This window comes from Actinomadura vinacea (genome assembly GCF_039532545.1).
Taxonomy (GTDB): domain Bacteria; phylum Actinomycetota; class Actinomycetes; order Streptosporangiales; family Streptosporangiaceae; genus Spirillospora; species Spirillospora vinacea.
Genome location: NZ_BAAARW010000008.1, coordinates 1 through 22,777 on the forward strand (window position 1 = coordinate 1; position 22,777 = coordinate 22,777).

The window sequence follows — 22,777 nt, forward strand, 5'->3', positions numbered from 1 at the left end:
GGGATAACGGGACGGACGTGCCATGACTCGATCCTCTCAGGGAATCGAGCCTCCATCAGACCCGCGGCGCATCACTCCGGCGCCGCCGGCTTCTCTGGGGTGTTGCTGTGCTCGGGCACATCTCCTCCATTCGCCGCAGTCAGCAGGTACGTGCGGACAGAGGCCTCAATCTGCAAGCCCGAATGGTCAGACGGAGCGACACGCATGTCGAGAATCGATCGATTCTCCACACTCCCGCGTGATCATCCGAGACGGGCGGTCGCTTTCGTAGATGTGCCGGTGCTTTGATGGCCTGCTTGCGGCAGGCGCGATTGCGATCGATACCACCCGCCAGCTCGAGGGGGGCGGCAAGCCGGCGGACGGCCCGCCGGGCCCCCTACCGCGGTCGAAGACCGACGCGGTCGGCGAGGCCGCAGACTGAGAGAAGGCCATCCTCATTGGCTACACCGCACGGCGGCGGTCGCACCGCGCCGGCGGCGGACCAACGACCTCGACATGGCCACTCAGACTCTCGTCGTCTCCTGATGCCCCCCGTGGGCCTGTCAGATCCACCTCGGTACCTGGTTCCCTGGAAGATGATCTTCCTTGGCGTGGATGCTGGTCTGGGTCGGTCAGGTGTTTCCGCTGCAAGAAGGTCGGGCCTGGACGACACCCGTCCGGCCGGACTTTGAGGTGGTCCACTTCAAAGTGAACTGGTTAAAGCGCTCCGGATCGCGGTTAGGTAATCACCGTGCGTCGCGATTAATCGGCGGCGGCAATCGGTCGAACCGCTGGAACTGGCCCCGCAGCTGCTTCCGAGCTGCGTCGATATGAGTCTTGATATCGACTCTCGATTGATATCAATATTGGACAGCCGCCATCGTGGCGTGATTATCGTGGTCTCGTGATCAAACGTTCTTCCCAGGCTCTTCGTGCTCGGCTGGGCGCCACGGCGCTCGCCGCCCTCACCGTCTTCGGTACCGCCGCGTGCGGTGCCGCCGCCCACGACGCCGCCCCGCGCGGCGCCGCCGCCGTCGCGGCGGCAGATCACCTCCGGCCCGGCACGACCGTGCGCGATGACCTGCGCTCGGTCTTCGACGCTGCGGGCGTGCGCGGCACCTTCGCTCTGCGCGACGTAAGGACGGGGAACACGACCGTGGTGGACCGGCGGCGCGCCGGAACGCCGATGGTGCCCGCCTCCACCTTCAAGGTCCCGCACGCGCTGGTCGCGCTGGAGACCGGGGCGGTCAAGAGTCCCGACGAGGTCATCCCCTGGGACGGGACACCGCAGCCCTACCCCGAATGGGAGAAGGACATGACGATGCGGGAGGCCGTCCAGATCTCCAACGCCGCGGCGTTCCAGGTGATCGCGCGCCGCATCGGGATGGACCGCGAACGGCAGTGGCTGCACCGCCTCGACTTCGGCAACCGCCAGACCGGGACGAAGGTGGACCGGTTCTGGCTGGACGGACCGCTGAAGATCTCGGCAGTGGAGCAGACCCGTTTCATGGAGCGGCTGGCCGCCGCTCGCCTGCCCGCCTCGCGTGCGCACCAGCGCACCGTCCGCGACCTGATCAAGCAGGAGGAGAGGGACGGGTACGCGCTGTTCGCCAAGTCCGGCTGGCAGAACGCTCCCGATCCCGGCACCGGCTGGTGGGCAGGGTGGGTCGAGCGCGGCGGACGCGTGTACACCTTCGCGCTCAACATCGACATCGCCAAGGACGGCGACGCCGGAAAGCGCGCGACGGTCGCGCGTGAACTGCTGCACCGGCTGAACGTGCTGCCCACCGCGTGAGCATCTCCTCTCCGGACCACGGTGACCGTCGCACGGTCACCGTGGTCGTCGCCATCCAGGCGGCCATCTCGCTGGGTTACTTCGCGGCGATGGCGCAGCTTGTCGTACATCTGAAGGGGGACCTGGGCCTGGCCGCCGGGCTGATCGGCCTGCTGTTGGCGCTGCGCAACCTGGTGCAGCACACGCTCTCTCTGCCGGTCGGCACGCTGGTGGACGTACTTCATCCGGCCCGGGCGGGCATCCTGGCGTGCCTGCTGCGCGCGGCCGGGTTCGTGCTGCTAGGCACCGTGTCCTCTCCGCCCGGGCTGGTTGTCGCAGCGGTGCTGTTGGGCACGGGCGGGGCGCTGTTCCACCCGGGCGGCGCAGCTGCTGCTGGCAGGGCTCGCCGAACGGCGGCGCGCCCGCGGGTACGCGGCGTACGCGATGACGTTGCAGGCGGCGGCGGTGTTCGGCCCGGTACTCGGACTGGCGCTGCTGAACGTCGGCTACTGGTTGGTGGCGCTCACCGCGGCCGGGCTGTGGATCACGGCGGCGCTGCTGTTCTCACTGCTCCGGCACGTTCCGCGCGCCCGAGCCGGGGACGAGGCCGCCATCGGGGTGCGGACGGCGCTGCGGGACCGGATATTCATGTGGTTCGTGGCCGTGTCGCTGCCCGCGCGGCTGCTGACGGACCAGGCGGCGGTGGTGGTACCGCTGGGCGGCGGGGATCCGACCGCGGTGACGGTGTTCGCCTACGTGCTTGCGATAGTGTCGGCGGCGGTCCAGCCATGGTGCGCGGCGGGATCCCGTGCCGAACGGCCCGGTGTGCTGCGCGTTGGCCTGCTGTGCGCCGCAGGCGGCTACCTGCTGCTAGCGGCTGGCGCGGGGCACCGGCCGGTGGGGCTGATCGCGGTTGCCGTACTGCAGGGGCTCGCAGGCGGCCTGCTGAAACCGGCGGTGTTCCAGACTGTCGCCCGACTCGCCCCGCTTTCGCGCTACGGGACCTATCTGGGCGTGCAGGCGTTCCTCTCCGGCCTGCTCGCATTTGCTGGCGGCACCGCCGTCAGCCGGCTGTTCGAGTACGGGCCGCAAGGAGCGGCGGCAGCGCTGACCGCACTAGCACTGGTCGCCTGCGCCGCGGCGGCCGCGACCCGCGCCCTTCCTGGCCGGGAAGCCCAGGTCGTGCCGTATGTGGGCGTCTCTGGCGGCCCGCTGGACTTGCGACCGAAGCCATGAATCAGAACATGCGCCCCCCAGCCGCCCAACGCCCGCAAGATCCGTGCGACGGGCAGACGGATGCTCACCGCGGCATCGGATGCCGCGCATGAGATATGCAGCGGCGGCCGCCGCCGTCCTGTTCGGCGGAACCGCGTTGGCGGTGGCCACATCGGGCGAGGGCGTCCTCTCCGGCATGTACATGGTCGGCATGCCGGGACTGCTGGTCGCGTTGTTCGTAGTGCCGTTGCGGTCGGCCCAGCCCCATTCCCGGCGCAGGATCGCAGGGTGGGCCGCCGCCGTGGCGGGCGGCGGGCTGCTGCTCCTGGCCGCAGCCGTGCCGGAGGGCGCGCTGCTGTTGGTGATTCTCGCCGCACTGTACCTGTTGATCGGCTGGCCCTGGGTCGCCTGTGCCGCCTGCGTGACGGCGGCCGCGGCCGCCAGATCGGCACTGTTGCCGGGCCCGGAGGCGGCGCGGCGTACGTGGGCACGGTTGTCGTGGACCTGGCTGCTGGGCGCCGTGGCGACCTACGGGTACGGGGCCGGCCACTTGAATGACGGGATGCTGGACGTCAAGGAAAAGGTGTGCCGCTTTGACTCCTCGGGCGGACAGGTGGGGGCCAGCGGAGGGCAGAGCCTGCTGCCATTGAGCGACACCTCCTGCGGCACCGACACGGTGCCCGGAATCGTCAACCCGCTGCTGGCCGTTCTCGTCGGCCTCCTGGCAGTGTGCGTGACGGGGTACGTCAAGGCACGGCGCACTGCTTTGCACCGCTGAGTCCGAACGGCACGGCCTCCGCCAGGCCGTGTTTCTCGGAACGGGGTCGCGGAGCCAGATCTTGATGGACGCGACTTTGCGCTTCCCCTCGTAGCGTGGAGACCTGAACCAGAGAGATGGTCGGGTCGTGGGAGATAAGAGACGCCGGTTTGATCCGGAGTTCCGTGAAGGAGCGGTGCGGATCGTCAAGGAGACCGGCAAATCTGTCGCGCAGGTCGCGCGGGATCTGGGAGTCAACCCCCTACATGCTGCACAACTGGATGAAGGCCGATCGGGAGCGGGAGGCCGCGGGCGAGGCGCTGGGCGAGTCCGAGCGTGAGGATCTGGCTCGATTGCACCGGAAGAAGGCCGAGTGGGAGTCCGAACGCGCTGAGCTTGAGATGGAGCGTGAGGTGCTCAAGTGATCGGTGGTCCTGTGGGTGAAGGGACTCGATGAACCGGTGATCGTGGCGGAGTTTCATCGCGTCCTGCAGGACCAAGCTCGGTATCCCCATGCAATCGCCTGCCGGGCCCTGGAGGTCTCGCGGTCCTGGTTCTACAAGTGGATCAACCGCAAGCCCACCGTCCGCGAGCAGCGGCGGGCCGATCTGGATGAGGAGATCAAACGCCTGTTCACCGCCTCGGGCGGCACCTACGGATCCCCGCCGAGACCGCACCGTCCGCGTCTGGGACCTTCTGGAAATCAGAAGTAACGAGCGCAGCTAGGAGCTGAGTCCGTATCCACCGCCGAACAATCGACGCCAGGCCGTGCCGATCAGCGGCTTCACGGCTTGCTGGGGCCTCCACCCGCGGGTCGGCGGCTTGTCCACATGTTCACTGATCACAGCCGCCAAGGTGACAGAGGTTCTCACTTAGCGGGAGCTGCACCCATCCGCAACCAGTTCACCGTGGTGATGCCGGTGCTTCGGCAGTGGGCCCGCAGCCACCAGTCGCTGCGGGAGATCACCCGCGCGGAGGTCCACACCGCCCTGGTCCAGGCCGGTGCGCAACGCATCGACCTGCGACTGGGACTACGCGCGATCTTCCGTACTCAAAAGGCCGGCGCCGGGTCTTCAGCGATCCGACCAGCCAGATCCCCGCCGGAACCTGCGATAGCACCATCCCGCTGCCGCAGAGATTCGACGTCCTGCGCGAGGCGCTGGCCTCCAGCGACCCCACTCGCGACGCCCTGGCGGCTCTGCTTATCTTCCACGGCTTGCGCCCCCGCCAGCTCCGCCAGCTGCTGCTGACCGATCTGCACGACGGGAGGCTGCACATCGACGGCCAGGTCATCCTGCTCGCGCCACACGTCACCATCCGACTCGCCGCCTACCTTCGCTACCGCACGCAACGCTGGCCGAACACCGCCAATCCGCACCTGTTCATCCACGTGGGCAGCGCTGGCCGCACCACCGAGGTCACCTACAAGTGGGTCAACGACCGTCTTGGCGTCCCCGCCCACCAGCTCCGCAACGACCGTATCCTCGACGAAGCGCGAGCCAGCGCCGGAGACATCCGCCGCCTCTGCGACCTGTTCGGCCTCACCGTCGGGGCCGCCCAGCGCTACATCACCGCCATCAAGCACGCAGAACTGCCCGCCGAAGACTTGGGCGTCGACGAACCCTGCGAGATCGTGCGCCATGCCCCTGCCGCTCCTGGTCAGTCGCTGGTGGCTACTTGACCTTCGAGCCGGGTCGAAGGTTTAGCGTCGCAGGTGTGAGCAGGCCGATGATCAAGGAGACGCCAGATGACCGACACCGTCGTTGAGGACGAGTCCGGGGAGCAGCCAGTTCAGGCACCGTCGAGTGCGGCGTCGGACGAGCAGTTGATCTCGATGCTGGTGGACCGTGCCCGGATGCAGGGGTTGCAGCTGACCAAACGGGTGCTGGAGTCCACTCTGGAAGGCGGGATCACCGTCGGCTACGACAAGCACGAGGTGTCGGGCCGGGGCAGCGGCAACAGCCGCAACGGGGGAAACTCAGAGGTTGTCCAGGCCGCCGGGAAGCTGGGCCCTGGCCGGGGCCAACCGGGAAAGGTCAGGGGAGATCATCGTCTCCCCTGACCTTTGCGCCACCTTCTATCAGGTGGTCATGTCAGCCGCACCCCGCCTGGCAGACCCACTGACCAGAGCGCAGTACGGTCGGCCCGCCGCAGTTGCCGCACGCTACGCCTGCGGTCGGTCCGGTCGATCCGGCATGGACTCGCGCCCTGCAGAGCCTGCGCGCGGGCCGGCGATTGGACCGGCACACGCTTCTTCGTGCCTCGGTGATGGTCACTGCTGTTCCTCCCCTTCTGAGGTGAACTTGGAGGACATCCCTCCAGCAGTGACCGTCCGGGAAGACCTGTCGAGCGCATGACCGCCGCCCGCGTCTGGGGGATCCTGCGCGAGCTGGACAACGCCGGCATCATCACCCTGGCCGACAAGGGCTACCAAGGCGCCGAGGCCTCGATCGTCTTCACCCCCTACAAAGGGCGGAACAAGCCGGAGTCCCAGAAGCAGGCCAACCGCTCACACGCCCGGCTCCGCGGGCCCGGTGAACGCGCGAATGCCCAGTTAAAGCCATGGAAGCTGCTCCGCAAACTCCGCTGCAGCCCCAGCAAGGCCGGTCACCTCGTCAAGCCATCGCCGTTCTACAGAACTACGAGGTCACCCGAGGATGAAAAAGGGTACTTGAGCTTCCCCCCGTTGCACGGACACCGGAGGTGAGGTCACTCGCGGCTGTCTGAGGGCAGGTTGAGCCCTTCGAACGTGATCGGGCTGTACATCCCAATACTGGAATGTCGTCTGTATGGATTATACCAGCATTCGAGCCATTCGAAGATCGCGCTGGCCAGCTCTTTCCTTGTTCTCCATGTCCGGGTGTCGAGCAGCTCCAACTGCATCGTTCCCCAGAACGACTCCATCATGGAATTGTCGTAGCAGTCGCCGACCGTGCCCATCGATACGAGCAGCCCGGCATCCCGCAGACGCTTCCCGAACGCCCAGGATGTGTACTGCGTCCCGTGGTCGGAATGCAGAATCGTCGAGTGCGGAGCCGGACTACGTCGGGTGATGGCCATGGCCAGCGCATTGACGACCAGATCGGTATCCTGACGCACGTCGATCGACCATCCGGTGATCCGTCGGGAGAAGGCGTCCATTACGGCCGCGCAGTACAGTTTCCTTCCGCTGTGGGATGCTCGGTTATATCGGTCAGCCACAAGCGATCGGGGCCGGCGACGTCGAAGCGGCGCTGCACCAGGTCCTCCTCGGTCGCGGCACCTGCCAGGCTGGGGCGGCCGCGTCGCCGGTAGACGCCCTGCAGGCCGGCCCGGCGCATCAGCCGCTCCACCCGCTTGCGGTTCACCCGCTCGCCCAGCCCGAGCGTCAGTTCGGCGTGCACCCGGGGCGAGCCGTAGCTGCCGCGGGATTCAGCGCGGATTTCGCGGATCATTTTGGTGAGTTCCTCGTTGCGCTGCGCACGCGGTGATTCGGGGCGCCCGAGCCAGTCGTAGTATCCCGAGGCGGAGACGTTCAATACTCGGCAGGCCACCGCGACCGGGATCGAGTCGGCGGCGAGTTCACGGACCAGCGAGTAGATTACTTTGGGAGGACGTTTTCTCTCGCGAAGTAGGCGGCGGCCCGCTTGAGGATCTCGTTCTCGGTCTCCAGTTGCCGGTTACGGCGCCGCAGCTCGGCCAATTCCCTCTTCTCAGCGCTCGTCAGACGCCCGGACTCGCCTTTCCCGCCGTCGTCGGCGTCGGCCTGGTTCACCCAGCTCTGCAGGCAGGAACGGCTGATGCCCAGGTCCTTGGCGAGCTGGACGAGTGACTTATCACCCTGGCGCGCCAGTTCGACGGCGCGGCGGCGGAACTCGGGCGGGTGTGGTGAGGGCATGACGGACATCCTTCCTGATGATCAAGGGTGACCTCAGGTCATGTGTCCGTGCTGTGGGGGGAAGCTCACACGAGGACAATCCCTCACAAAACTTCCTATGAGAACCGATCGGGATCCGATGGGGGATCGGCGACCACCTGTTGATCTTGCTCGCGCAAAGGAAAACGTTTGCGAGAAGTCGGGCTGGTGCGGAAACGGCGCCACAGCGCCGCCGGCGAGTTGCCGCCGTCACGTTCGAGAACACCATCCGAGAAGCGCGTGGCCGCACCGGTCACCAGAGCCAGTGCATGACCAACGTCTCTGCAAAATCAGGGGATTGACACGGTGCGGGTGTCCGGGAGGTGTCGGTGTGCCATGCCTTCCACGTTACGACGCACACCCCGCGGGGTGGGGGGTCGAGCTTGTACCCCCCATAAACCCGACCTGCCACGCCTGGCGCAGAAGCGGTCTCCTGGAATCGCGCCTCGGTCACGACACCACCGACCGTCGCGCCTTTTCCTCCACCGACCGAATATGAGGTCCACTCCATGGAACGTCGCAAAGCGCTCGGACTGATCGCCGCCACCGGCGCCGCCACCGCTGCCTCCTTCACGGCTCTGCCCTCCTTCGGTGCGGAGACCGGCCGCGCCGCGGGCGCCACAGGACAGGGCAAGGCCACGGCCAAGGGCGGCTATACCTTCGCGCTGGACAAGAACGTCAAGCGGACCTCGGTGCGGTTCAAGAACCGCTACGGCATCGAGGTCGCCGCGGACCTCTACGTGCCGAAGAACGCCAGGGGAAAGCTGCCCGCCCTGGCGGTCAGCGGCCCGTTCGGCGCGGTCAAGGAACAGTCCTCGGGGCTCTACGCCAACGAGTTCGCCCGCCGCGGCTACGTCGCCCTCGCCTTCGACCCCTCCTTCACCGGGGAGAGCGGCGGCACGGTACGCGACGTGGGCTCGCCCGAGATCTACACCGAGGACTACAGCGCCGCCGTCGACTTCCTCGGCCTGCAGAAGATCGTCGACCGCGAGCGGATCGGCGCGCAGGCCATCTGCGGCTTGAGCGGTATGGCGCTCACCGCGGCGGCTGCAGACAGCCGTATCAAGGCGGTCGCCACGGCCTCGATGTACGACATGGCGCGCAGCATGTCCCGCGGCCACGAGGACTACTACACGCCTGAGCAGCGCCAGAAGGTCGTGGACCACCTCAGCCGGCAGCGCTGGATCGACGCCGAGAACGGCACCTACGCGCGGCTCTCCCACGAGGTCCCCTTCGACGAGAACGGCAACGTCGCCCCCTCCAACCGCGTCCTGCCCAAGACCCTCCCGGCGGACGCCGACCCGATCACGGCGATCTTCTTCGACTACTACCGCACCGAGCGCGGCTACCACCCGCGCTCGATCAACTCCACCACCGCGTGGACCGCGACCACGCCGATGTCGTTCTTCGCCTTCCAGTTGATGACGAACATCGACATGTTGGCGCCCCGCAAGGCCCTCCTGGTGGCCGGCGCCGACGCGCACTCCCGCTACTACTCCGAGGACGTCCAGGCGAAGGCCCCCGACACCGTCGACCTCGTGATCGTCCCGGGCGCGGACCACGTCGACCTGTACGACCGCAAGGACCTCATCCCCTTCGACAGGCTCGACGAGTTCTTCACCAAGAACCTCGCCTGACCGGAAGTGTCCCCGACAGGCCGGTACCGCCACCGGCCTGTCGGGAGCCCCCACGGCGGAAGCGGCCTCTCGGGAACGGTCGGGACGGTCACCCCGCGGAGCTCCCCGATGCCACCGTGGTCAGCAACGGATTGCCTACCTCGCGCACAGAGTCGGCATGGACCCGATCATTTGCGCAAGCGCAACGAACCGAACGAGGACGAGTCGTCCGGGCTGCCGTTCTCCACCCGCCGGCGGAACCTGGCACCGCTACCCCGCTCAGCGCTTACGCACCGACACCTCACCCAGGTCGTCCAACAGGCCAGTCAGGCGCGCACCGAGAGCGTCCAGCGCTCGCCCCGCCGAGTCCACCCCCGACCCAACGGGCCCCTCGCCCCGCGCCTCGGCGAGCTCCACCAACCGTCCCCAAACGACAACAGAAGTCGTCGCAGCGCCCGCAGCCCCTCCAAGCAAAAGCGCATCATCGGGCACACTCGTCCTGCTCTCCCGCGCGGCCGCCAGCGCGGACACCACCACCCAGCTGGACACGGTCACCCTGGCCTCATCGGCCGCTGCCCGCACCAGCTCGAACTCCCCCTCGGTGAACCGCACGAACGCCCGGGACCGCCGCCCGCCCTGCACACGCCGACGCCGTCTCCCCACAGGATGGTCCGACTTAGTCACGGGTCCAGGACTCGTCGTCGTCCTGCCTAGGGGGCGGGCAGGCCGCCGGACTGTCAGGGGCGGAACTTTCCGTTCGGCGCGCAACCCATCCGCGACCCCCGGCGCAAGATACTTGATCTCTTGTCCAATGGACCAGAGCTCGTCCTCATTGCGGATGAACTCGAGTCGGGCGGGACTCAAGCTCCCGCTTGGCAGCCGTGACCTCACGCTCGGCAGCCCGCAAACCCCTGCGCTCAGCAGCCTCCAGCGCTCACGCCGGGCGGCCTCCAACTCGCGCCCAGCAGCCTCAAGTTCTTTCCCATCGGCCGCAAGTTCGCGCTCGACGGCCCGGTATTCGACGGTCCGGCGCTCGACCTCGGCCGCCTTCTTCTCGTCCCACGACAACCCCGCCCCGTATTGACGACGCTCGGCCACCGCGCGCTCGGCTGCCCGACGCCGACGGGCGATGGCCCGGCGCTCGCGCCCACTGGCACGGAATGCTCGTCCAACACCGTCGCGGTCCGCAGTACTAATCTCATCCTCGACGGCGATCGTCTGCTCAGCCGCACGCAACTTATCGACCTTGCGCTCGGCGGCTCGGAGTCTGCGTTCGGCATCTCGAGCCCTGCGCTTATCCCACTCATTCCAGTCTCTAGGCCTGCGCCTCATGCCGTGCCTAAGCCATGGAGGGGACGGTGAGGCACGCGATCTTGCATGCGGGCAATCTTCTCAGAGCACCCGCACGGGCGGAACCACGACGATCGCGGCCTCGACACGCCGACTGAATACGACACGGTCGAATACGACAGGACACCGGTCTTCTGTGACGACCGGTCCTCTGAGTCGTAGCGCATCAGGCGCGTACACCCCTGTGAGGCGGTCGGCGTCCTGTGTTTCAGGGGCGTGCGTCGAATTGGGCGCGGGCTTCGAAGACGCGGGCCATGTGCGTCTCCGCCCAGTCCTTGATCGCGATCATGACCGGGAACAGTTCATGGCCGAGCGGGGTGAGCTCGTAGTCGACGCGGACCGGTACCGAGGCGGTGACCGTGCGGGTGACCAGTCCGTCGCGCTCCAGCGTCCGCAGGGTCTGGGTGAGCATCTTCTGGCTGACGCCGGCGATGCGGTGGGCGAGCTCGCCGTGCCGCTGCGGGCCGCCGGCGAGCGCCGGGATCACCAGCGCGACCCACTTGTCGGTGAGTCTGCTCAGCAGCTCACGGGTCGGACAGCCTTCCAGGAACGCGTCGTAGTCGCGTTTGGCCTGTTCACGGCGCTGTGCCGCGGTCGTCGTCGCCATCTTCCCCTCCTCCGGTTCCCTAGGCACTTCACGGTACCTACTTTCTCACAGTTCCTTTGATTCGTACGGTCGTGGTGATCACGAGGTCCCACGAAGGAGACGACGATGCGCGCAATCAGCTATTCACAGTTCGGAGGGCCGGAGGTCCTGCACGTGGCCGACGTGCCGGTGCCCGAGCCCGGGCCGGGGCAGGTGCGGGTGCGGGTCGCCGCGTCCGTTGTGCACCCGGTCGACCTGATGGTCCGCTCCGGTCGGTTCCCGGCCCCACTGCCGACCGGTTTGCCGTACACGCCCGGCTGGGACGTGGTCGGCACCGTCGACGCGGTCGGCCCATCGGTCGAGGAGCTCGCGATCGGCGACGAGGTCATCGGCTTCTCGCCATGGTTGCAAACCACGGTCGGTGCCCACGCGGAGTACGTGGTGCTCGATGCCGCCTGGCTGACCTCCGCACCCACCGGCGCCCCCGCCACCGAGGCGGCGACTCTGCCGACCAACGGCCTCGCCGCCGCCCAGGCCCTCGACCTGCTGGCGCTCCCGGCGGGTTCGACCGTGCTCGTCACCGGCGCTGCCGGGCAGGTCGGCGGGTTCGTCCTGGCGCTGGCCCGGGCGACCGGCCTGCACGCCACAGGACTCGCCGGAGCCGACGACCGTGAGTTCGTCGAGTCGCTGGGCGCGGCCTTCCTGCCGCGCTCCGGCGATCCGACGGGGACGTTCGACGCGGTCATCGACCTCGCGGTGATCGGCCCCTCGCTGCTGGACCTCATCCGCGACGGCGGCGGCTACGTGGCCGCGTCACCCCCGCTTCGCCCGGAACCGGTGCGGGGAATCCGGACATTCGCGCTGGAGGTGCGACCCGACGGATCCCGGCTGGGCGAACTGGTCAAACTCGTCACCAGCGGCGACATCCCGCTCCGGGTCGCCGGCGTGTACCCCTTCGCCGACGCGGCGGCCGCCCACGACCGGCTGGCCCAAGGCGGCGTGCGCGGCGGCGTGGTGATCGTCCCCTGACCCGCACCGAAGCCGGGCCGTCGCGATCATGCTCGCGGGCCGCCCGAGCACCTGAATACGACACAGTCCAATACGACAGGGCACCAGCCGTTGTGCTGTATCGGTGAGGGGTGACGTCAGGGGTTGATGAGGACCTTGAGGCTCTTGCGATCGGCCATGTCCTGGTAGCCGGTCGGGACGCCGTCGAGGTTCGTGGTGACGTCGAAGACCTTCCCCGGCTCGATGGTGCCGTTGAGGATGTCAGGCATCAGTTCCTCGATGTAGGCGCGGACCGGTGCGGGTCCGCCGGCCAGGCGGATGTTGTGGCGGAAGAGGCTGCCGAAGCCGATCGGCGCCTCCTCGTACTGCGGGACGCCGACGCGGCTGATGACTCCGCCCGGGCGGACGATCCCGGTGGCCTGCTGGTAGGCGGGCATGTTGCCGACGCACTCCAGGACCACGTGCGTGCCGTGCCCGCCGGTCAGCTCCCGCACCTGAGCGATGCCTTCCTCGCCACGTGCGGAGACGACATCGGTGGCGCCGAACTCGCGGCCGAGGTCGGTGCGCGCCTGGTGACGGCCCATCAGGACGATCTGTTCGGCGCCCAGGCGCTTGGCCGACAGTACTCCCAGCAGGCCGACCGCGCCGTCACCGATCACGGTTACGCGGGTGCGCTCGTTGACGCCGCCCGCTACGGCGGCGTGGTAGCCGGTGCCGAAGACGTCCGAGAGGGTCAGCAGGGACGGGATGAGGGCGCTGTCCGGGGCGACGGGGAGCTTGACGAGGGTGCCGTCGGCGAGCGGAACGCGGACCGCTTCGGCCTGGCCGCCCTCCTCGGCTTCGCCGTCCCAGAAGTTGGCCTGGGCGTGGGCGCAGGAGGTGTGCAGGCCCTCGCGGCAGAACTCGCGGGTGTTGTCGGAGATGGCGAACGGGGCGACGACCAGGTCGCCGCGCTTGACGGTGGTCACCTCCGAGCCGGTGTCCTCGACGATGCCGATGAACTCGTGGCCCATCCGGGCGGGACCGTCTTCGGGCTTGTGCGAGGCGTAGGGCCACAGGTCGCTGCCGCAGACGCAGGAGGCGGTGATCCGGACCAGCGCGTCGGTGGGGTGCTTGATGACGGGGTCGGGGACGTTCTCGACACGGACGTCGCCGGCGCCGTACAGGAGTGTTGCGCGCATCAGTGATGCTCCATTTCCAGGTAGTACGTGAGGGGGGTGATGTGGATCAGGTGGAGAGCAGGATCTTGCCGATGGTCTGGCGGTCTCCCAGCAGGCGGTGTGCCTCGGCGGCATCGGCCAGCGGGAGAACCCGGGAGATGCGTGGCTTCAGCCAGCCGTTCTCGATGCCCTCGATCACCGCATTGGCGCGCGACAGCATCTCCTCGCTGGTCTGCATGAAGTGCCGCAGGTCGCCGCCGGAGAGCGACAGGGAGCGTTCCATGAGCACGTTGGGTGAAATGGATCGGCGGGGCTGCTGGCCGCACCGAAGATCACAATGTGTCCGCGTAGGGCGGCTGCCTGAAGGTTCCCGGCGAAGGTGCTCGCGCCGACGGCGTCGATGATGAGATCGGCGCCGTGCCCGTCGGTCAGACGCAGGGTCGCTTCGGCGAAGTCCTGTTCGGTGTAGAGAATGACGTCGTGGGCGCCTGCCTGGCGGACCACTTCTGCCTTTCTTCGGTGGACACCGTCCCGATGACGCGTGCGCCCAGGTGGCATGCCCCCTGCACCAGGAGCAGTCCCACCCCGCCCGCGGCGGCGTGGATGAGGACCACGTCCCCTTCGGACGGCTTGCGGTACTCGTGGATCAGGTAGTGCGCGGTCATGCCCTGCAGCGGGAACGCGGCCCCCTCCTCGAAGGACATGTTTTCGGGCAGGGGGATCAGGCTGTCGGCCGGCACGACGGTGGCTTCGGCGTAGGCGCCCTGCTGTTGCGCGTAGGCGACGCGGTCGCCCGGCCGGACGTTGCTCACGCCGGGGCCGACGGCCTCCACCACGCCGGCCCCTTCCAGGCCGGGGGTGAAGGGCAGCTCCACGGCCTTCAGGCCGCGGCGCATGTAGATGTCCACGAAGTTGACCCCCGCCACGGCCAGGCGGACAAGGACTTCGCCCCGGGCGGGAGCTTTCAGGCGGACTTCTTCCGCGGTGAGGGTGCCGGTCCGCCATAGCTGTTGACGACCATCGCGCGGACGTCTGTCGTGCTGGGAGAGTCAGTCATATCTGCTGTCCTGCTTCGCATCGGTTCGGTGGGGGGCCGGCCTGGTCGCGACCGGCTTCTCCGCGCGTCGCGCGGCAGACCCCCCGTTCTTTTCGTTGCGGTCTTCAGGCCGGTGGAGGCGGCGTGGCGCACCGGGACCCCGGCGGTGACGCGTTTTTGATCACCTGGCGGTCCATCCGGCTTCGACGGGGACGGTGGCGCCGGTCATGAAGGAGGCTTCCTTGCTGATCAGGAACACGATCACCTCGGCGATCTCCACCGGCTGCGCGTACCGCTTGAGCATCTGCCGTCCGGCGAGCGCGTCGATGGCGTCCTGAGGTGTGGCAAAGCTCTTCTGGTGCTCGGCCGCCATCTGCGTGTCGACGAGCCCCGGGCACAGGATGTTCGCCCGGACGTTGTGGGGCGCGTACTCCATCGCAAGTGAGCGGGTCAGGCCCAGGACGGCGGCCTTCGACGCGCAGTAGATTCCGATGTTGGGAAGGGCCGCGAGTGCGCCGATCGAGGACACGTTGACGACGGACCCGCCCCCGGCCTCCCGCGCCAGGGACGCGGTTTCCTTTAGCGAGGAGGCGCCCAGGTCGGTCAGTCCTACGCGCGATCCCTCTGCGGCCAGCCGCAGCGCCGCCTGGCGGCCCACACCGCCGCCTGCTCCCGTGACGACCGTGACCGCGTTGTCCAGGCGTGCCATTTTCGTTCCTCATTTCCGGGAAGGGGTGCGTGCTGCGCGTGCTTTGAGCAGCGGGGACAGTCGCGACCACTCTCACCGTTTCGGCGAGGTTTCGACGCATAAGGGGGCATTTTGGCTTTTGTGTCCCGTGCGGTGTCGGCGTGCGCCGTGCCTAGGCAACTGCTGCGGAGCGGCGGCGCTGGGTGAGAGCGATGGCGGTGGTGGGGATCAGGGTGAGGGCGGCGATCGCGGTGCCGACCATGGCGGGGCCGGTGGTTCCGAGCGAGGTGTCGAGGGTGAGGCCGGCGATCCAGGAGCCGATGGCGGTGCCGAGGTTGAATGCCGAGACGGTCAGGGCGGAGGCCAGGACGGGTGCCTGGCGTGCGAAGCGGACGGCCAGGGACATCAGCACCGGGTTGGCGCCGAGCCCGAAGAAGCCCAGCAGGGCGACGAGAATGATGGTGGGCACGGCGTAGCCGGCCAGCAGGGAGATCGCCAGGAGCAGGAGGGTTGCTCCTGCGGCGGCGACGATGGTCACCGTGTGCGGGCGGCGGTCGCCCAGGCGGCCTCCGACGAGCGAGCCGGCCAGGGCGCCGAGGCCGAAGCCGACCAGGACCAGCGGCACGATCCCGGAGGCGATTCCCGACCGGTCGGTCAGCAGCGGCGAGATGTAGGAGTAGGCCGCCAGGACGCCGCCGGTCGTGGTGGCGCAGGCCGCCAGCACCTGCCACAGGCGGCCGGAGCGCAGAGCGGTCAGCTCGGAGCGGATCGACACCGACCGCTGGTCGCCGCCGTCGTTCGGGACGGTGCGGGCGATGAGCGCGATGGCCGCCGCGGAGAGGGCCGCGAGCGCCCAGAACGGGCCGCGCCAGCCCATGAGCTGTCCGGCGAACGCGCCCAGCGGCACGCCGACGACGTTGGCGAGCATGGCACCGGCGCCGACCAGCCCCAGGCCGCGGGAACTGGCGGCAGGGCCCGCGGCGTGTGCAGCGGCCACATTGGCCACTGCCCAGAAGGCGCCGGTGGCGATCGCGGTCAAAAACCGTGCCGCCAGAACCAGGGTGAAGTTCGAGCTGAGGGCGACGATGACGTGCCCGGCGGCGAAGACGCCCAGGGCGAGCATCAGGGTCAGCCGCTTGGGCAACCGCAAGGTGAGCATCGCCATCAGCGGCGCGCCGACGATCATCCCGACCGCGAAGACAGTGATCATCAGGCCGGTCCGGGCGACGCTGACCTGCAGGTCGCCCGCGATCTCGGGCAGCAGGCCGGCCACGACGAACTCGGTGGTGCCCATCAGGAACGTGCCCAGCGCGAGCACGTAGACGACGAGCGGCAGCCGGGCGGACGGAGGCTGGGGATTGTCAGCCCGTACGGTCTCGGCGGGGGCGTGGAGGGTTGCTCCTCGCGTTACTCATGCATCAACTCCGTGGGCGTGGTGTTCGGTGTGCTGATCCCACGAAACCGGCTTTGTCGCAGGTGGAGAAGGTTGCGTTTATGGGGGGACAAACGCAACCTCCCTCCGCGCAGCCCGGTGGCTACCGTGGAAGGCATGGACGACCACAGTGACCACCGCACGGAGATTCGGGACTTTCTCGCCAGCCGACGCGCCAAGATCACCCCGGAGCAGGCCGGGCTGCCCACCAGCGCCCGGCGCCGGGTCCCGGGGCTGCGGCGCGAGGAAGTCGCCGTGCTCGCCGGCGTGAGCACCGAGTGGTACACGCGCCTGGAGAAGGGCCACATCAGCGGCGTGTCCGAGGACGTCCTTGCCGCGGTCGCCCAGGCCCTGCAGCTGGACGAGGACGAACGCACCTACCTGTTCGACCTGGCCCGCGCCGCCCGGCCCGCACGCCGCACGCCGTCCCGCCGCAGGGACGTCGAGGTCCCGCCCCGCATCCAGTGGCTGCTGGACTCCATGACGATGTCCGCTGCCTTCGTACGCAACGGCCGCCTGGACGTCATCGCCCACAACGCCCTCGGCCGGGCCCTGCACGCGCCGATGTTCGACAGCCCCACTACCGACAAGCGCGGCCGTCCCAACTTCGCCCGCTACCACTTCCTCGATGCCGGCTCACAGGACTTCTTCGTCGACTGGGAGGCCGGCGCCGCCGCCACCGTCGCGCTGCTGCGCGCCGAGGCCGGGCGTGAACCGCATGACCGGGCCCTGCGCGAACTGATCGGCGAGCTGTCCACCCTCAGCGCCGACTTCCGCACCCTGTGGGCCGCGCACGACGTCCGTATCCGCCACGAGGGCATCAAGCGCCTGCAACACCCCGAGGTCGGCCCCCTGGAGCTGACCTACCAGTCTCTGGACCTGCCCGTGTCCCGCCGGGCCGTGCACGACCTGAGCCTCTACACCGCCGAACCGGGCAGCACCTCCGAAGAGCGACTCAAGCTCCTCGCCAGCATGGCGGCAACCCGCTCCCGGGCGGCAGAGCCCACCGACCGACTCCGCTGAGCGGCCCGTTCCCCCCAGCTCCCGGCCCACCGGTCAAGCACCAGCCCGAACCGCACCCAGGCCGCCCTGATGCTCACGCCGGCGCGGTCACATGACGGGCAACGTCGGCCTTCCCTCGGGGACGCGCGGCGCGGGCACCGTCGCCGCCAGGGCGGTCAGGTCCAGGTCGAGACGGCTGTTCATGTCCAGCTCGAACCGGCCATAAGGGTTCACGTGCGTCCAGAACAATGGGGACAGAGCCCGCCGATCCGCGTCCGTGAGCCGCTTCTGCCACTTCTCCTCGCTCAGGATGTCCTGAAGCAGCAGGGTGTTGACGTGCACCAACGCCGACTGGAGCAGGTGCAGGGCCAGCATGGACACCTCCTGGGACTCCTTGTCGGAGCCAGTCAGGTCGCCGTCCTTGCCGTAGAACAGGTCGTGGTTGGCACTGTTCCAGTTCTCCACGACCTGGAGCCCGTCGTTGATCTCGCGACGCAGGTCGGCGTCCGCGAGGTAGTCGCAGATGAACGCACGCACCGCCCGCCCGAGTTCCTCGATCGCCCGGTACGTCGGATGCTTCGGCCCGCCGTACCTCCTTCACCCACCGCCCGCAGAGTACCTACATGACCGCAGGTGACCCCGACGCCTCACAAGGCGAGGGGACAGGGCGAAGCCACGCGGGACTCGGCGTGATTTGCCGCCTCTCGGGGGAGACGCTCACGCCGTCCTTCGTAGCAGCCTGCGTATGCACAGGAGATCTTCACCCTGGGGGCACGCCGTTCAGCCCGAACACACGGCGTCTGGAGCCACGTCCGCTCCGGCTCTAGGCGTGGGGCTTGGTGAGGCGTGCCTGGCGGGCGGCCTTGACGGGTTCGGGAAGCACATGGTTGATCAGGGCAGTGCGCTTGGTGGCGCGGTCGCCTCCGACGACGTGGTCCTTGCCCGCCATAAGGGCTTCGAAGCCTTGCCGTGCGACCTCGACACGGCTGTTCTTCTTGGCTCCGGGACCGAGTGAGGTGTTGTCCATGCCGGCGCGGGAGTGAAATTGGCTGTCGGTGGCGCCGGGCAGGAGGGCGGTGACGCTGACGCCGTGCTCCTTCAGTTCGTGCCGCAGCGATTCGGCGAACATGAAGGTGAATGCCCGGGAGGGGCCGTAGATGGTCTCGTAGGGGGTGGGGGTCAGGGCTGAGATCGAGGAGGTGATCAGGATGCGGCCGCGGCGGCGGTCGGCCATGTGGCGGGCTACGCGCTTGGCCAGGTGGACGACGGAGGTGACGTTGAGCGACAGGACGCTGAGTTCTTCGTCGAGGTTGGTGTCGAGGAAGGCTCCGCCGAGGCTGCGGCCGGCGTTCAGGACGGCCGCCTCCAGCGGCCGACCGGTCCTCTCGACCGCCTGCCAGACGTCTTCGACTCCCTGGTAGTCGGCGAGATCGGCCTGGACGGGGATCGCCTGGGCACCGTTCTGCTCGAGGTCTGCGGTGACCTGGTGGATCTTGTCGCTGCGGCCGGTGGCCACCAGGTCGTAGCCGTTGCGAGCGAACAGCAGGGCCAGCTCGTAGCCGATCCCGGCCGAGGCGCCGGTGACCAAGGCCAGCGGCCGGCGGGAGGGAGTGGTGCTCATGGTCTACTCCTGTGAGGTGTGGTCTTTTGAGGTGTGGTCTTTCTCTGTCCAGGGGCCCGCTCCCTGGCGGGGACGTCGGCGTTCCAGCTGGTCAGCAGCTTCCATGCGTCCTGGGAGGCTTGGTCCTTGGCGGGCAGGTAGAGGAAGAGGGTCTGGTCTTCCTCGCCGGGCATGGTGAACGCCTGGTAGTCGATGGTCAGGAGTCCGACGACCGGGTGCCGGAAGCGTTTGTGGCCGAACGTGCGGTCCAGCACCTTGTGGTCGGCCCACCAGCGGCGGAAGTGGTCGCTCTTCATGGACAGTTCCCCGACCAGCTCCGCGGTGCGGGTGTCCTCGGGGTGGCGGCCCGCGTCCAGCCGCAGGATCGCCGTCATCTCTGAGGCGATCTTCTCCCAGTCCACGTAGAGATCCCGGGCGGCCGGGTCCAGGACGATCCAACGGGTGAGGTTGCGATCCCGGTAGGGCATGGCGTCGAAGTCCGCCATCAGGACACGGCAGAGGTGATTGGTGGCCAGGATGTCTCCTCGCCGCCCGAGAATGAACCCTGCCTGGTCGGTGAAGGAGTCCAGGAGCCGGCGCAGGCCCGGCCGGACCCTTTGCACCACGGGCGTACCGCGGCGGGCCCCGCTGCCCGTCTGCAGCCGTACCAGGTCGAACAGATGGGCACGCTCGGCGTCGTCGAGCCGCAGCGCCGCGGCGATCGCCTCCAGCACGCTCGGGGAGGGGCTGATCTTCCTGCCCTGCTCCAGACGCGTGTAGTAGTCGGTGCTCACCCCGGCCAGCTGCGCCACTTCCTCACGCCGCAGGCCGGGCACGCGCCGGTAGGCGCCGCGCTCGGGCAGCCCCACCGATTCCGGGCTGATCCGGGCACGGCAGCGGCGCAGAAATTCGCTGAGATCCACGTTGCGTGCCATGCCACCATGCTGCCCCGCCCGCCCCGCCGGACACGGCCCGAAGCTGGGTCTGTGCGTCCTATGAAGCCGCTGACCAGGAAGTTTCGCCCCAGCCATCGAGCCCTGACCGGTGGGCCGACGGTGCTCTGCTGGATGTGCGGCGCCCCGGCCACCTGACTTCACCGGGCCGACGCCGAGCCCAGATCCGACCCGTGGCCGGAGGGACATCGACCCGATGGCGTCCCTCCGCCCTATTCGAGAGGACACCTTCCGTGAAGACCTGGCTCATCACCGGCTGCTCGACCGGCTTCGGCCGCGAACTGGCCCGCGCGGTGCTCAGCCACGGGGACCGGGCAGTGGTCACCGCCCGCGACGTGGAGCAGATCAAGGACATCGTCGAGGCCGCGGGCGACCGCGCCCTGGCCCTCCCGCTGGACGTCACCCGACCCGAGCACGTCCGCGCCGCCGTTCAGACAGCCCAGGACCGCTTCGGCGGCATCGATGTGCTGGTCAACAACGCCGGCATCGGCTACTTCGCTGCGGTGGAGGAGAGCACCGACGAGGAGATTCGCCGGATGTTCGAGATCAACGTCTTCGGACTCTCCGACGTCACCCGAGCCGTCCTGCCCGGTATGCGGCAGCGCCGCACCGGCACCATCGTCAACTTCTCCTCCATCGGCGGGCTGCGCTCGTTCCCCGCCGTCGGCTACTACAACGCCACCAAGTTCGCCGTCGAGGGACTTTCGGAGGCGCTGGCGAAGGAGGTCGCACCGCTGGGCCTCAAGGTCCTGCTCGTCGAGCCGGGCCCGTTCCGCACCGACTGGGCCGGCCGCTCGGCCAAGGAGACCCTGCCTGAGCACGGCCTCGCCGACTACACGGCCACCGCAGGCGCCCAGCGCGCCGACTTCCGCGCCGGAACCGGTAATGAACCCGGCGACCCCGCCCGCGCGGCCACCGCCATCATCACCGCCGTCGAGGCCGATCAGCCCCCGCTGCGCCTGCTGCTCGGCGGCCCCGCCTACGAGATGGCCATCGACAAGCTCGACCAGCTCCGCACCGAATTCACCACCTGGGAGACCCTGACCCGCAGCGCGGACTTCCCCACTGCCTGACCACCCGCGGGGCCCGCTGCACCTGCTGCGGGCCCCGCGACCAGCAGGCGCCCGACAAACGCAGGGCGTACCACAGGATCACAGTCATCGCCGCGCATCTGACGGCCTTCTCGACGGCCACACAAATGCAGTGGATGATCGCCCGTGTCAGGAAGTACATGGTGCCAGCACGCGCGAGCAGGGTCACGAGCACCCCGCACCCTGGTCGAAGAGAGGACCGATGTGCACGGTGATGGAACGGCCGGCGAAGTCCGGCTCGCCGCCCAGCGCCTTGGCCGGCACCGGGTTGTCCCACGCCCAGTGCAGCAGCGCGGCCGGCGGCCGGAGGTCACCTCGGGTCAGGCGCCGGTGGGGCGGCGCGGCGAAGGCTGTCATGGCGGCTGTGGGTGAGGTCGCCGCGTTGTTCGCGGATCATGCGGCGGACCATGGTGGTGCGGTGGTGGTGGCCGAAATGTTCGCTGAGGCGAGTGGCGCCAGGGACGAGGCGGCGGGCGGTCTCCAGGACGAAGACGGCGGCGGAGGCCGCGGCGACCGCGGCCTGATAGCGCTTGTCGTCCGGGGCCCCGAGGAAGTCGGCGTTGCGTTTACCGAGAATCAGGCGGCTGTAGGACAGCAGGTAGTTGGTCAGCGCCCGCCGGGCGAGGGCGGAGTTCTTCCAGCGGGGCGGTAGCAGGAGCGGGGCGGCGGCGTTCATGAGGGAGCGGGCCAGGCGTTGTGAGTCCTGGTCGGGCATGAACTCGGTGTCCGCCTCCAGCCACAGCAGCCGCCATGCGTCGGCTTCGGTGGCGGGCAGCAGGTCGGGATGGACGCCCATCAGGTGGCCGGCATAGCGCCACAGGTGCAGGGCGGCAGCCCGGTCGGCGGCGGAGAACCTGAGCCCGAGGGTCCGCGATCCGAGCAGCATGACCAGGGAGAACAGCAGCAGGGTCCCAGTGAGCTGGATCTGGTTGATCGGCGCGTCCCAGGCGTCGAAGTCCCAGTCGTCGCGCTCATGAATGGCTGCTCGGACCTGGGCGTGCATGACGCGCACGCGCAAGGTGCTCCTGAATCCCGCTTCGAAACGGCCGAGGCCGCCGGGGGTGGTGACGTCCACCCACCAACTCGCGGTCTTAGCCAGGCGGCGCGGGGCCATGGTGTCCAGGTCGCCGGTGCGCACCAGGTCAGGGTCGACCCAGTAGGGGACGGCGTCCACTTCGGCGAACAGGTCCACCAACTCGCGGGGTGGGGCGTCGAGAGATTCGATGCCGTTTTGGAGGGCCTGCTCGAACAGGCGGCGGAACGCCATCGGCGAACTGCTGAGCGGCAAGTACCCGCTGCTGCTGTGGCGGCTCGGGAACTACGGCGAGTCCCTGATCGACATCGCCGACTACGTCCTGCCCGACGGCAACTGGAACGTCATGCACCAGCACGACGAAACGATCGAGAAGCTCTACAAGCCGATCATCAACGGCACCAAGGATCAGTCGGTCAAGGCCCAGCAGGACATCAACCGCCACATCATCGGCCAGGCCTGGTTCGCGCCGATGGCCTACCCGGACGGGTTCTACGCCCATAACCCGAAGATCAACGTCCGGCCGGCATCCGACCTCAACGGTCTGAACCCGCAGCTGTGGGACTTCCAGTAGCCCGACATCGGTGAGCGAGAGGATTTCC

At 68.6% G+C, this 22,777-nt stretch carries 29 protein-coding genes and 3 pseudogenes; 15 read left to right on the forward strand and 17 right to left on the reverse strand.

Annotation, left to right across the window (positions count from 1 at the left end):
• The first annotated feature begins 883 nt into the window (after positions 1-883).
• The 10 genes and pseudogenes from blaOXA to ABD340_RS10805 all read left to right on the forward strand — a co-directional run.
• Positions 884-1,774: a class D beta-lactamase gene (blaOXA, locus tag ABD340_RS10770; RefSeq protein ID WP_344588598.1), complete on the forward strand. Its 891-nt coding sequence runs from the start codon at positions 884-886 to the stop codon at positions 1,772-1,774.
• An 89-nt stretch (positions 1,775-1,863) separates the two neighbouring features.
• A pseudogene (locus tag ABD340_RS47920) lies at positions 1,864-2,070 on the forward strand (hypothetical protein); the annotation flags it as partial.
• A gap of 13 nt (positions 2,071-2,083) precedes the next feature.
• Entirely contained in the window at positions 2,084-2,989 is a 906-nt protein-coding gene (locus tag ABD340_RS10775) for an MFS transporter (RefSeq protein ID WP_344588600.1), read from the forward strand.
• 88 nt (positions 2,990-3,077) lie between these two features.
• Positions 3,078-3,746 carry a hypothetical protein gene (locus ABD340_RS10780; protein WP_344588601.1) on the forward strand — a complete coding sequence of 223 codons (669 nt, stop codon included), beginning with the start codon at positions 3,078-3,080 and terminating at the stop codon, positions 3,744-3,746.
• Positions 3,747-3,873: 127 nt separating this feature from the next.
• Positions 3,874-4,065, forward strand: coding sequence for a transposase (locus ABD340_RS47925; protein WP_425547331.1), 192 nt, complete (start codon positions 3,874-3,876; stop codon positions 4,063-4,065).
• Positions 3,992-4,150, forward strand: a complete 159-nt coding sequence (locus tag ABD340_RS10785; protein ID WP_344588602.1) for a hypothetical protein — start codon at positions 3,992-3,994, stop codon at positions 4,148-4,150. The genes ABD340_RS47925 and ABD340_RS10785 overlap by 74 nt, the downstream gene beginning before the upstream one ends.
• Positions 4,151-4,153: 3 nt before the next feature.
• A complete protein-coding gene (locus ABD340_RS10790) occupies positions 4,154-4,438 on the forward strand; it encodes a hypothetical protein (RefSeq protein WP_344588603.1) in 285 nt (94 codons plus the stop codon).
• A 503-nt stretch (positions 4,439-4,941) separates the two neighbouring features.
• A complete protein-coding gene (locus ABD340_RS10795; RefSeq protein WP_344588604.1) occupies positions 4,942-5,406 on the forward strand; it encodes a hypothetical protein in 465 nt (154 codons plus the stop codon).
• Positions 5,407-5,472: 66 nt separating this feature from the next.
• Positions 5,473-5,787 carry a hypothetical protein gene (locus tag ABD340_RS10800; protein WP_344588605.1) on the forward strand — a complete coding sequence of 105 codons (315 nt, stop codon included), beginning with the start codon at positions 5,473-5,475 and terminating at the stop codon, positions 5,785-5,787.
• 258 nt (positions 5,788-6,045) lie between these two features.
• A pseudogene (locus ABD340_RS10805) lies at positions 6,046-6,386 on the forward strand (transposase family protein); the annotation flags it as partial.
• Positions 6,387-6,434: 48 nt separating this feature from the next.
• Here the strand turns inward: ABD340_RS10805 and ABD340_RS10810 are convergent.
• The 4 genes from ABD340_RS10810 to ABD340_RS10825 all read right to left on the reverse strand — a co-directional run bounded on the left by ABD340_RS10810 (position 6,435) and on the right by ABD340_RS10825 (position 7,877).
• Positions 6,435-6,926 carry an IS3 family transposase gene (locus tag ABD340_RS10810; RefSeq protein ID WP_344588606.1) on the reverse strand — a complete coding sequence of 164 codons (492 nt, stop codon included), beginning with the start codon at positions 6,924-6,926 and terminating at the stop codon, positions 6,435-6,437.
• Positions 6,866-7,243: an IS3 family transposase gene (locus ABD340_RS10815; protein ID WP_344588607.1), complete on the reverse strand. Its 378-nt coding sequence runs from the start codon at positions 7,241-7,243 to the stop codon at positions 6,866-6,868. The genes ABD340_RS10810 and ABD340_RS10815 overlap by 61 nt, the downstream gene beginning before the upstream one ends.
• Positions 7,244-7,305: 62 nt before the next feature.
• Entirely contained in the window at positions 7,306-7,602 is a 297-nt protein-coding gene (locus ABD340_RS10820; RefSeq protein ID WP_344588608.1) for a transposase, read from the reverse strand.
• 95 nt (positions 7,603-7,697) lie between these two features.
• Complete coding sequence (locus tag ABD340_RS10825) at positions 7,698-7,877, reverse strand: hypothetical protein (RefSeq protein WP_344588609.1); 180 nt, start codon at positions 7,875-7,877, stop codon at positions 7,698-7,700.
• Positions 7,878-8,129: 252 nt separating this feature from the next.
• Between ABD340_RS10825 and ABD340_RS10830 the strand changes: the two genes are divergently transcribed.
• On the forward strand, positions 8,130-9,257 hold the full coding sequence (locus ABD340_RS10830) for an alpha/beta hydrolase (protein WP_344588610.1): 1,128 nt from the start codon (positions 8,130-8,132) through the stop codon (positions 9,255-9,257).
• Between the two features lie 258 nt (positions 9,258-9,515).
• Here the strand turns inward: ABD340_RS10830 and ABD340_RS10835 are convergent, their stop codons facing one another.
• Both ABD340_RS10835 and ABD340_RS10840 read right to left on the reverse strand, forming a co-directional pair.
• Positions 9,516-10,304 (reverse strand): hypothetical protein, encoded by a 789-nt coding sequence (locus tag ABD340_RS10835; RefSeq protein WP_344588611.1) that lies wholly within the window; start codon positions 10,302-10,304, stop codon positions 9,516-9,518.
• Between the two features lie 490 nt (positions 10,305-10,794).
• Complete coding sequence (locus ABD340_RS10840; protein WP_344588612.1) at positions 10,795-11,193, reverse strand: winged helix-turn-helix transcriptional regulator; 399 nt, start codon at positions 11,191-11,193, stop codon at positions 10,795-10,797.
• 105 nt (positions 11,194-11,298) lie between these two features.
• Here ABD340_RS10840 and ABD340_RS10845 point away from each other — a divergent pair, with 105 nt between their 5' ends.
• Positions 11,299-12,201, forward strand: coding sequence for an NADP-dependent oxidoreductase (locus ABD340_RS10845; protein ID WP_344588613.1), 903 nt, complete (start codon positions 11,299-11,301; stop codon positions 12,199-12,201).
• Positions 12,202-12,317: 116 nt separating this feature from the next.
• Here ABD340_RS10845 and ABD340_RS10850 read toward each other — a convergent pair whose 3' ends face one another.
• The 6 genes from ABD340_RS10850 to ABD340_RS10870 all read right to left on the reverse strand — a co-directional run bounded on the left by ABD340_RS10850 (position 12,318) and on the right by ABD340_RS10870 (position 16,382).
• Positions 12,318-13,361 carry a zinc-dependent alcohol dehydrogenase family protein gene (locus ABD340_RS10850; RefSeq protein WP_344588614.1) on the reverse strand — a complete coding sequence of 348 codons (1,044 nt, stop codon included), beginning with the start codon at positions 13,359-13,361 and terminating at the stop codon, positions 12,318-12,320.
• 46 nt (positions 13,362-13,407) lie between these two features.
• Entirely contained in the window at positions 13,408-13,623 is a 216-nt protein-coding gene (locus tag ABD340_RS10855) for a zinc-binding dehydrogenase (protein ID WP_344588615.1), read from the reverse strand.
• On the reverse strand, positions 13,536-13,844 hold the full coding sequence (locus ABD340_RS47930) for a zinc-binding dehydrogenase (RefSeq protein ID WP_425547332.1): 309 nt from the start codon (positions 13,842-13,844) through the stop codon (positions 13,536-13,538). The genes ABD340_RS10855 and ABD340_RS47930 overlap by 88 nt, the downstream gene beginning before the upstream one ends.
• Positions 13,769-14,308: an alcohol dehydrogenase catalytic domain-containing protein gene (locus ABD340_RS10860; protein ID WP_344588806.1), complete on the reverse strand. Its 540-nt coding sequence runs from the start codon at positions 14,306-14,308 to the stop codon at positions 13,769-13,771. The genes ABD340_RS47930 and ABD340_RS10860 overlap by 76 nt, the downstream gene beginning before the upstream one ends.
• 249 nt (positions 14,309-14,557) lie before the next feature.
• Positions 14,558-15,085, reverse strand: coding sequence for an SDR family NAD(P)-dependent oxidoreductase (locus ABD340_RS10865; protein WP_344588616.1), 528 nt, complete (start codon positions 15,083-15,085; stop codon positions 14,558-14,560).
• Between the two features lie 151 nt (positions 15,086-15,236).
• On the reverse strand, positions 15,237-16,382 hold the full coding sequence (locus ABD340_RS10870) for an MFS transporter (protein ID WP_344588617.1): 1,146 nt from the start codon (positions 16,380-16,382) through the stop codon (positions 15,237-15,239).
• Between the two features lie 231 nt (positions 16,383-16,613).
• Here ABD340_RS10870 and ABD340_RS10875 point away from each other — a divergent pair, with 231 nt between their 5' ends.
• The gene (locus ABD340_RS10875) at positions 16,614-17,519 is read left to right on the forward strand and encodes a helix-turn-helix transcriptional regulator (RefSeq protein WP_344588618.1); all 906 of its coding nucleotides are present in this window, start codon (positions 16,614-16,616) and stop codon (positions 17,517-17,519) included.
• Positions 17,520-17,606: 87 nt separating this feature from the next.
• Here the strand turns inward: ABD340_RS10875 and ABD340_RS10880 are convergent.
• From ABD340_RS10880 to ABD340_RS10890, 3 genes and pseudogenes are all read right to left on the reverse strand, one after another.
• A pseudogene (locus ABD340_RS10880) lies at positions 17,607-18,065 on the reverse strand (Tn3 family transposase); the annotation flags it as partial.
• A 256-nt stretch (positions 18,066-18,321) separates the two neighbouring features.
• Positions 18,322-19,119, reverse strand: coding sequence for an SDR family NAD(P)-dependent oxidoreductase (locus ABD340_RS10885; protein WP_344588619.1), 798 nt, complete (start codon positions 19,117-19,119; stop codon positions 18,322-18,324).
• The gene (locus ABD340_RS10890; RefSeq protein ID WP_344588620.1) at positions 19,116-20,033 is read right to left on the reverse strand and encodes a helix-turn-helix transcriptional regulator; all 918 of its coding nucleotides are present in this window, start codon (positions 20,031-20,033) and stop codon (positions 19,116-19,118) included. Before ABD340_RS10890 ends, ABD340_RS10885 begins: the two co-directional genes overlap by 4 nt.
• A 251-nt stretch (positions 20,034-20,284) precedes the next feature.
• Between ABD340_RS10890 and ABD340_RS10895 the strand changes: the two genes are divergently transcribed.
• Positions 20,285-21,124, forward strand: a complete 840-nt coding sequence (locus tag ABD340_RS10895; protein ID WP_344588621.1) for an oxidoreductase — start codon at positions 20,285-20,287, stop codon at positions 21,122-21,124.
• A 183-nt stretch (positions 21,125-21,307) separates the two neighbouring features.
• Here ABD340_RS10895 and ABD340_RS10900 read toward each other — a convergent pair whose 3' ends face one another.
• Together ABD340_RS10900 and ABD340_RS10905 are read right to left on the reverse strand one after the other, a co-directional pair.
• Positions 21,308-21,499 carry a hypothetical protein gene (locus ABD340_RS10900; RefSeq protein ID WP_344588622.1) on the reverse strand — a complete coding sequence of 64 codons (192 nt, stop codon included), beginning with the start codon at positions 21,497-21,499 and terminating at the stop codon, positions 21,308-21,310.
• Entirely contained in the window at positions 21,453-22,409 is a 957-nt protein-coding gene (locus ABD340_RS10905; protein ID WP_344588623.1) for an oxygenase MpaB family protein, read from the reverse strand. Before ABD340_RS10905 ends, ABD340_RS10900 begins: the two co-directional genes overlap by 47 nt.
• Between ABD340_RS10905 and ABD340_RS10910 the strand changes: the two genes are divergently transcribed.
• Positions 22,366-22,749, forward strand: a complete 384-nt coding sequence (locus ABD340_RS10910) for a hypothetical protein (RefSeq protein WP_344588624.1) — start codon at positions 22,366-22,368, stop codon at positions 22,747-22,749. The two genes, ABD340_RS10905 and ABD340_RS10910, sit on opposite strands and share 44 nt — an antisense overlap.
• Positions 22,750-22,777: the final 28 nt, after the last annotated feature.

Coding starts and splice junctions, on each gene's coding strand:
- ABD340_RS10780 (WP_344588601.1), top strand. CDS start 3,078: ATGAGATATGCAGCGGCGGCCGCCGCCGTCCTGTTCGGCGGAACCGCG.
- ABD340_RS10785 (WP_344588602.1), top strand. CDS start 3,992: ATGCTGCACAACTGGATGAAGGCCGATCGGGAGCGGGAGGCCGCGGGC.
- ABD340_RS10800 (WP_344588605.1), top strand. CDS start 5,473: ATGACCGACACCGTCGTTGAGGACGAGTCCGGGGAGCAGCCAGTTCAG.
- ABD340_RS10820 (WP_344588608.1), bottom strand. CDS start 7,602: ATGCCCTCACCACACCCGCCCGAGTTCCGCCGCCGCGCCGTCGAACTG.
- ABD340_RS10830 (WP_344588610.1), top strand. CDS start 8,130: ATGGAACGTCGCAAAGCGCTCGGACTGATCGCCGCCACCGGCGCCGCC.
- ABD340_RS10840 (WP_344588612.1), bottom strand. CDS start 11,193: ATGGCGACGACGACCGCGGCACAGCGCCGTGAACAGGCCAAACGCGAC.
- ABD340_RS10845 (WP_344588613.1), top strand. CDS start 11,299: ATGCGCGCAATCAGCTATTCACAGTTCGGAGGGCCGGAGGTCCTGCAC.
- ABD340_RS10850 (WP_344588614.1), bottom strand. CDS start 13,361: ATGCGCGCAACACTCCTGTACGGCGCCGGCGACGTCCGTGTCGAGAAC.
- ABD340_RS10855 (WP_344588615.1), bottom strand. CDS start 13,623: ATGGAACGCTCCCTGTCGCTCTCCGGCGGCGACCTGCGGCACTTCATG.
- ABD340_RS10865 (WP_344588616.1), bottom strand. CDS start 15,085: ATGGCACGCCTGGACAACGCGGTCACGGTCGTCACGGGAGCAGGCGGC.
- ABD340_RS10875 (WP_344588618.1), top strand. CDS start 16,614: ATGGACGACCACAGTGACCACCGCACGGAGATTCGGGACTTTCTCGCC.
- ABD340_RS10885 (WP_344588619.1), bottom strand. CDS start 19,119: ATGAGCACCACTCCCTCCCGCCGGCCGCTGGCCTTGGTCACCGGCGCC.
- ABD340_RS10890 (WP_344588620.1), bottom strand. CDS start 20,033: ATGGCACGCAACGTGGATCTCAGCGAATTTCTGCGCCGCTGCCGTGCC.
- ABD340_RS10900 (WP_344588622.1), bottom strand. CDS start 21,499: ATGACAGCCTTCGCCGCGCCGCCCCACCGGCGCCTGACCCGAGGTGAC.
- ABD340_RS10910 (WP_344588624.1), top strand. CDS start 22,366: ATGCCGTTTTGGAGGGCCTGCTCGAACAGGCGGCGGAACGCCATCGGC.
- ABD340_RS10905 (WP_344588623.1), bottom strand. CDS start 22,409: ATGGCGTTCCGCCGCCTGTTCGAGCAGGCCCTCCAAAACGGCATCGAA.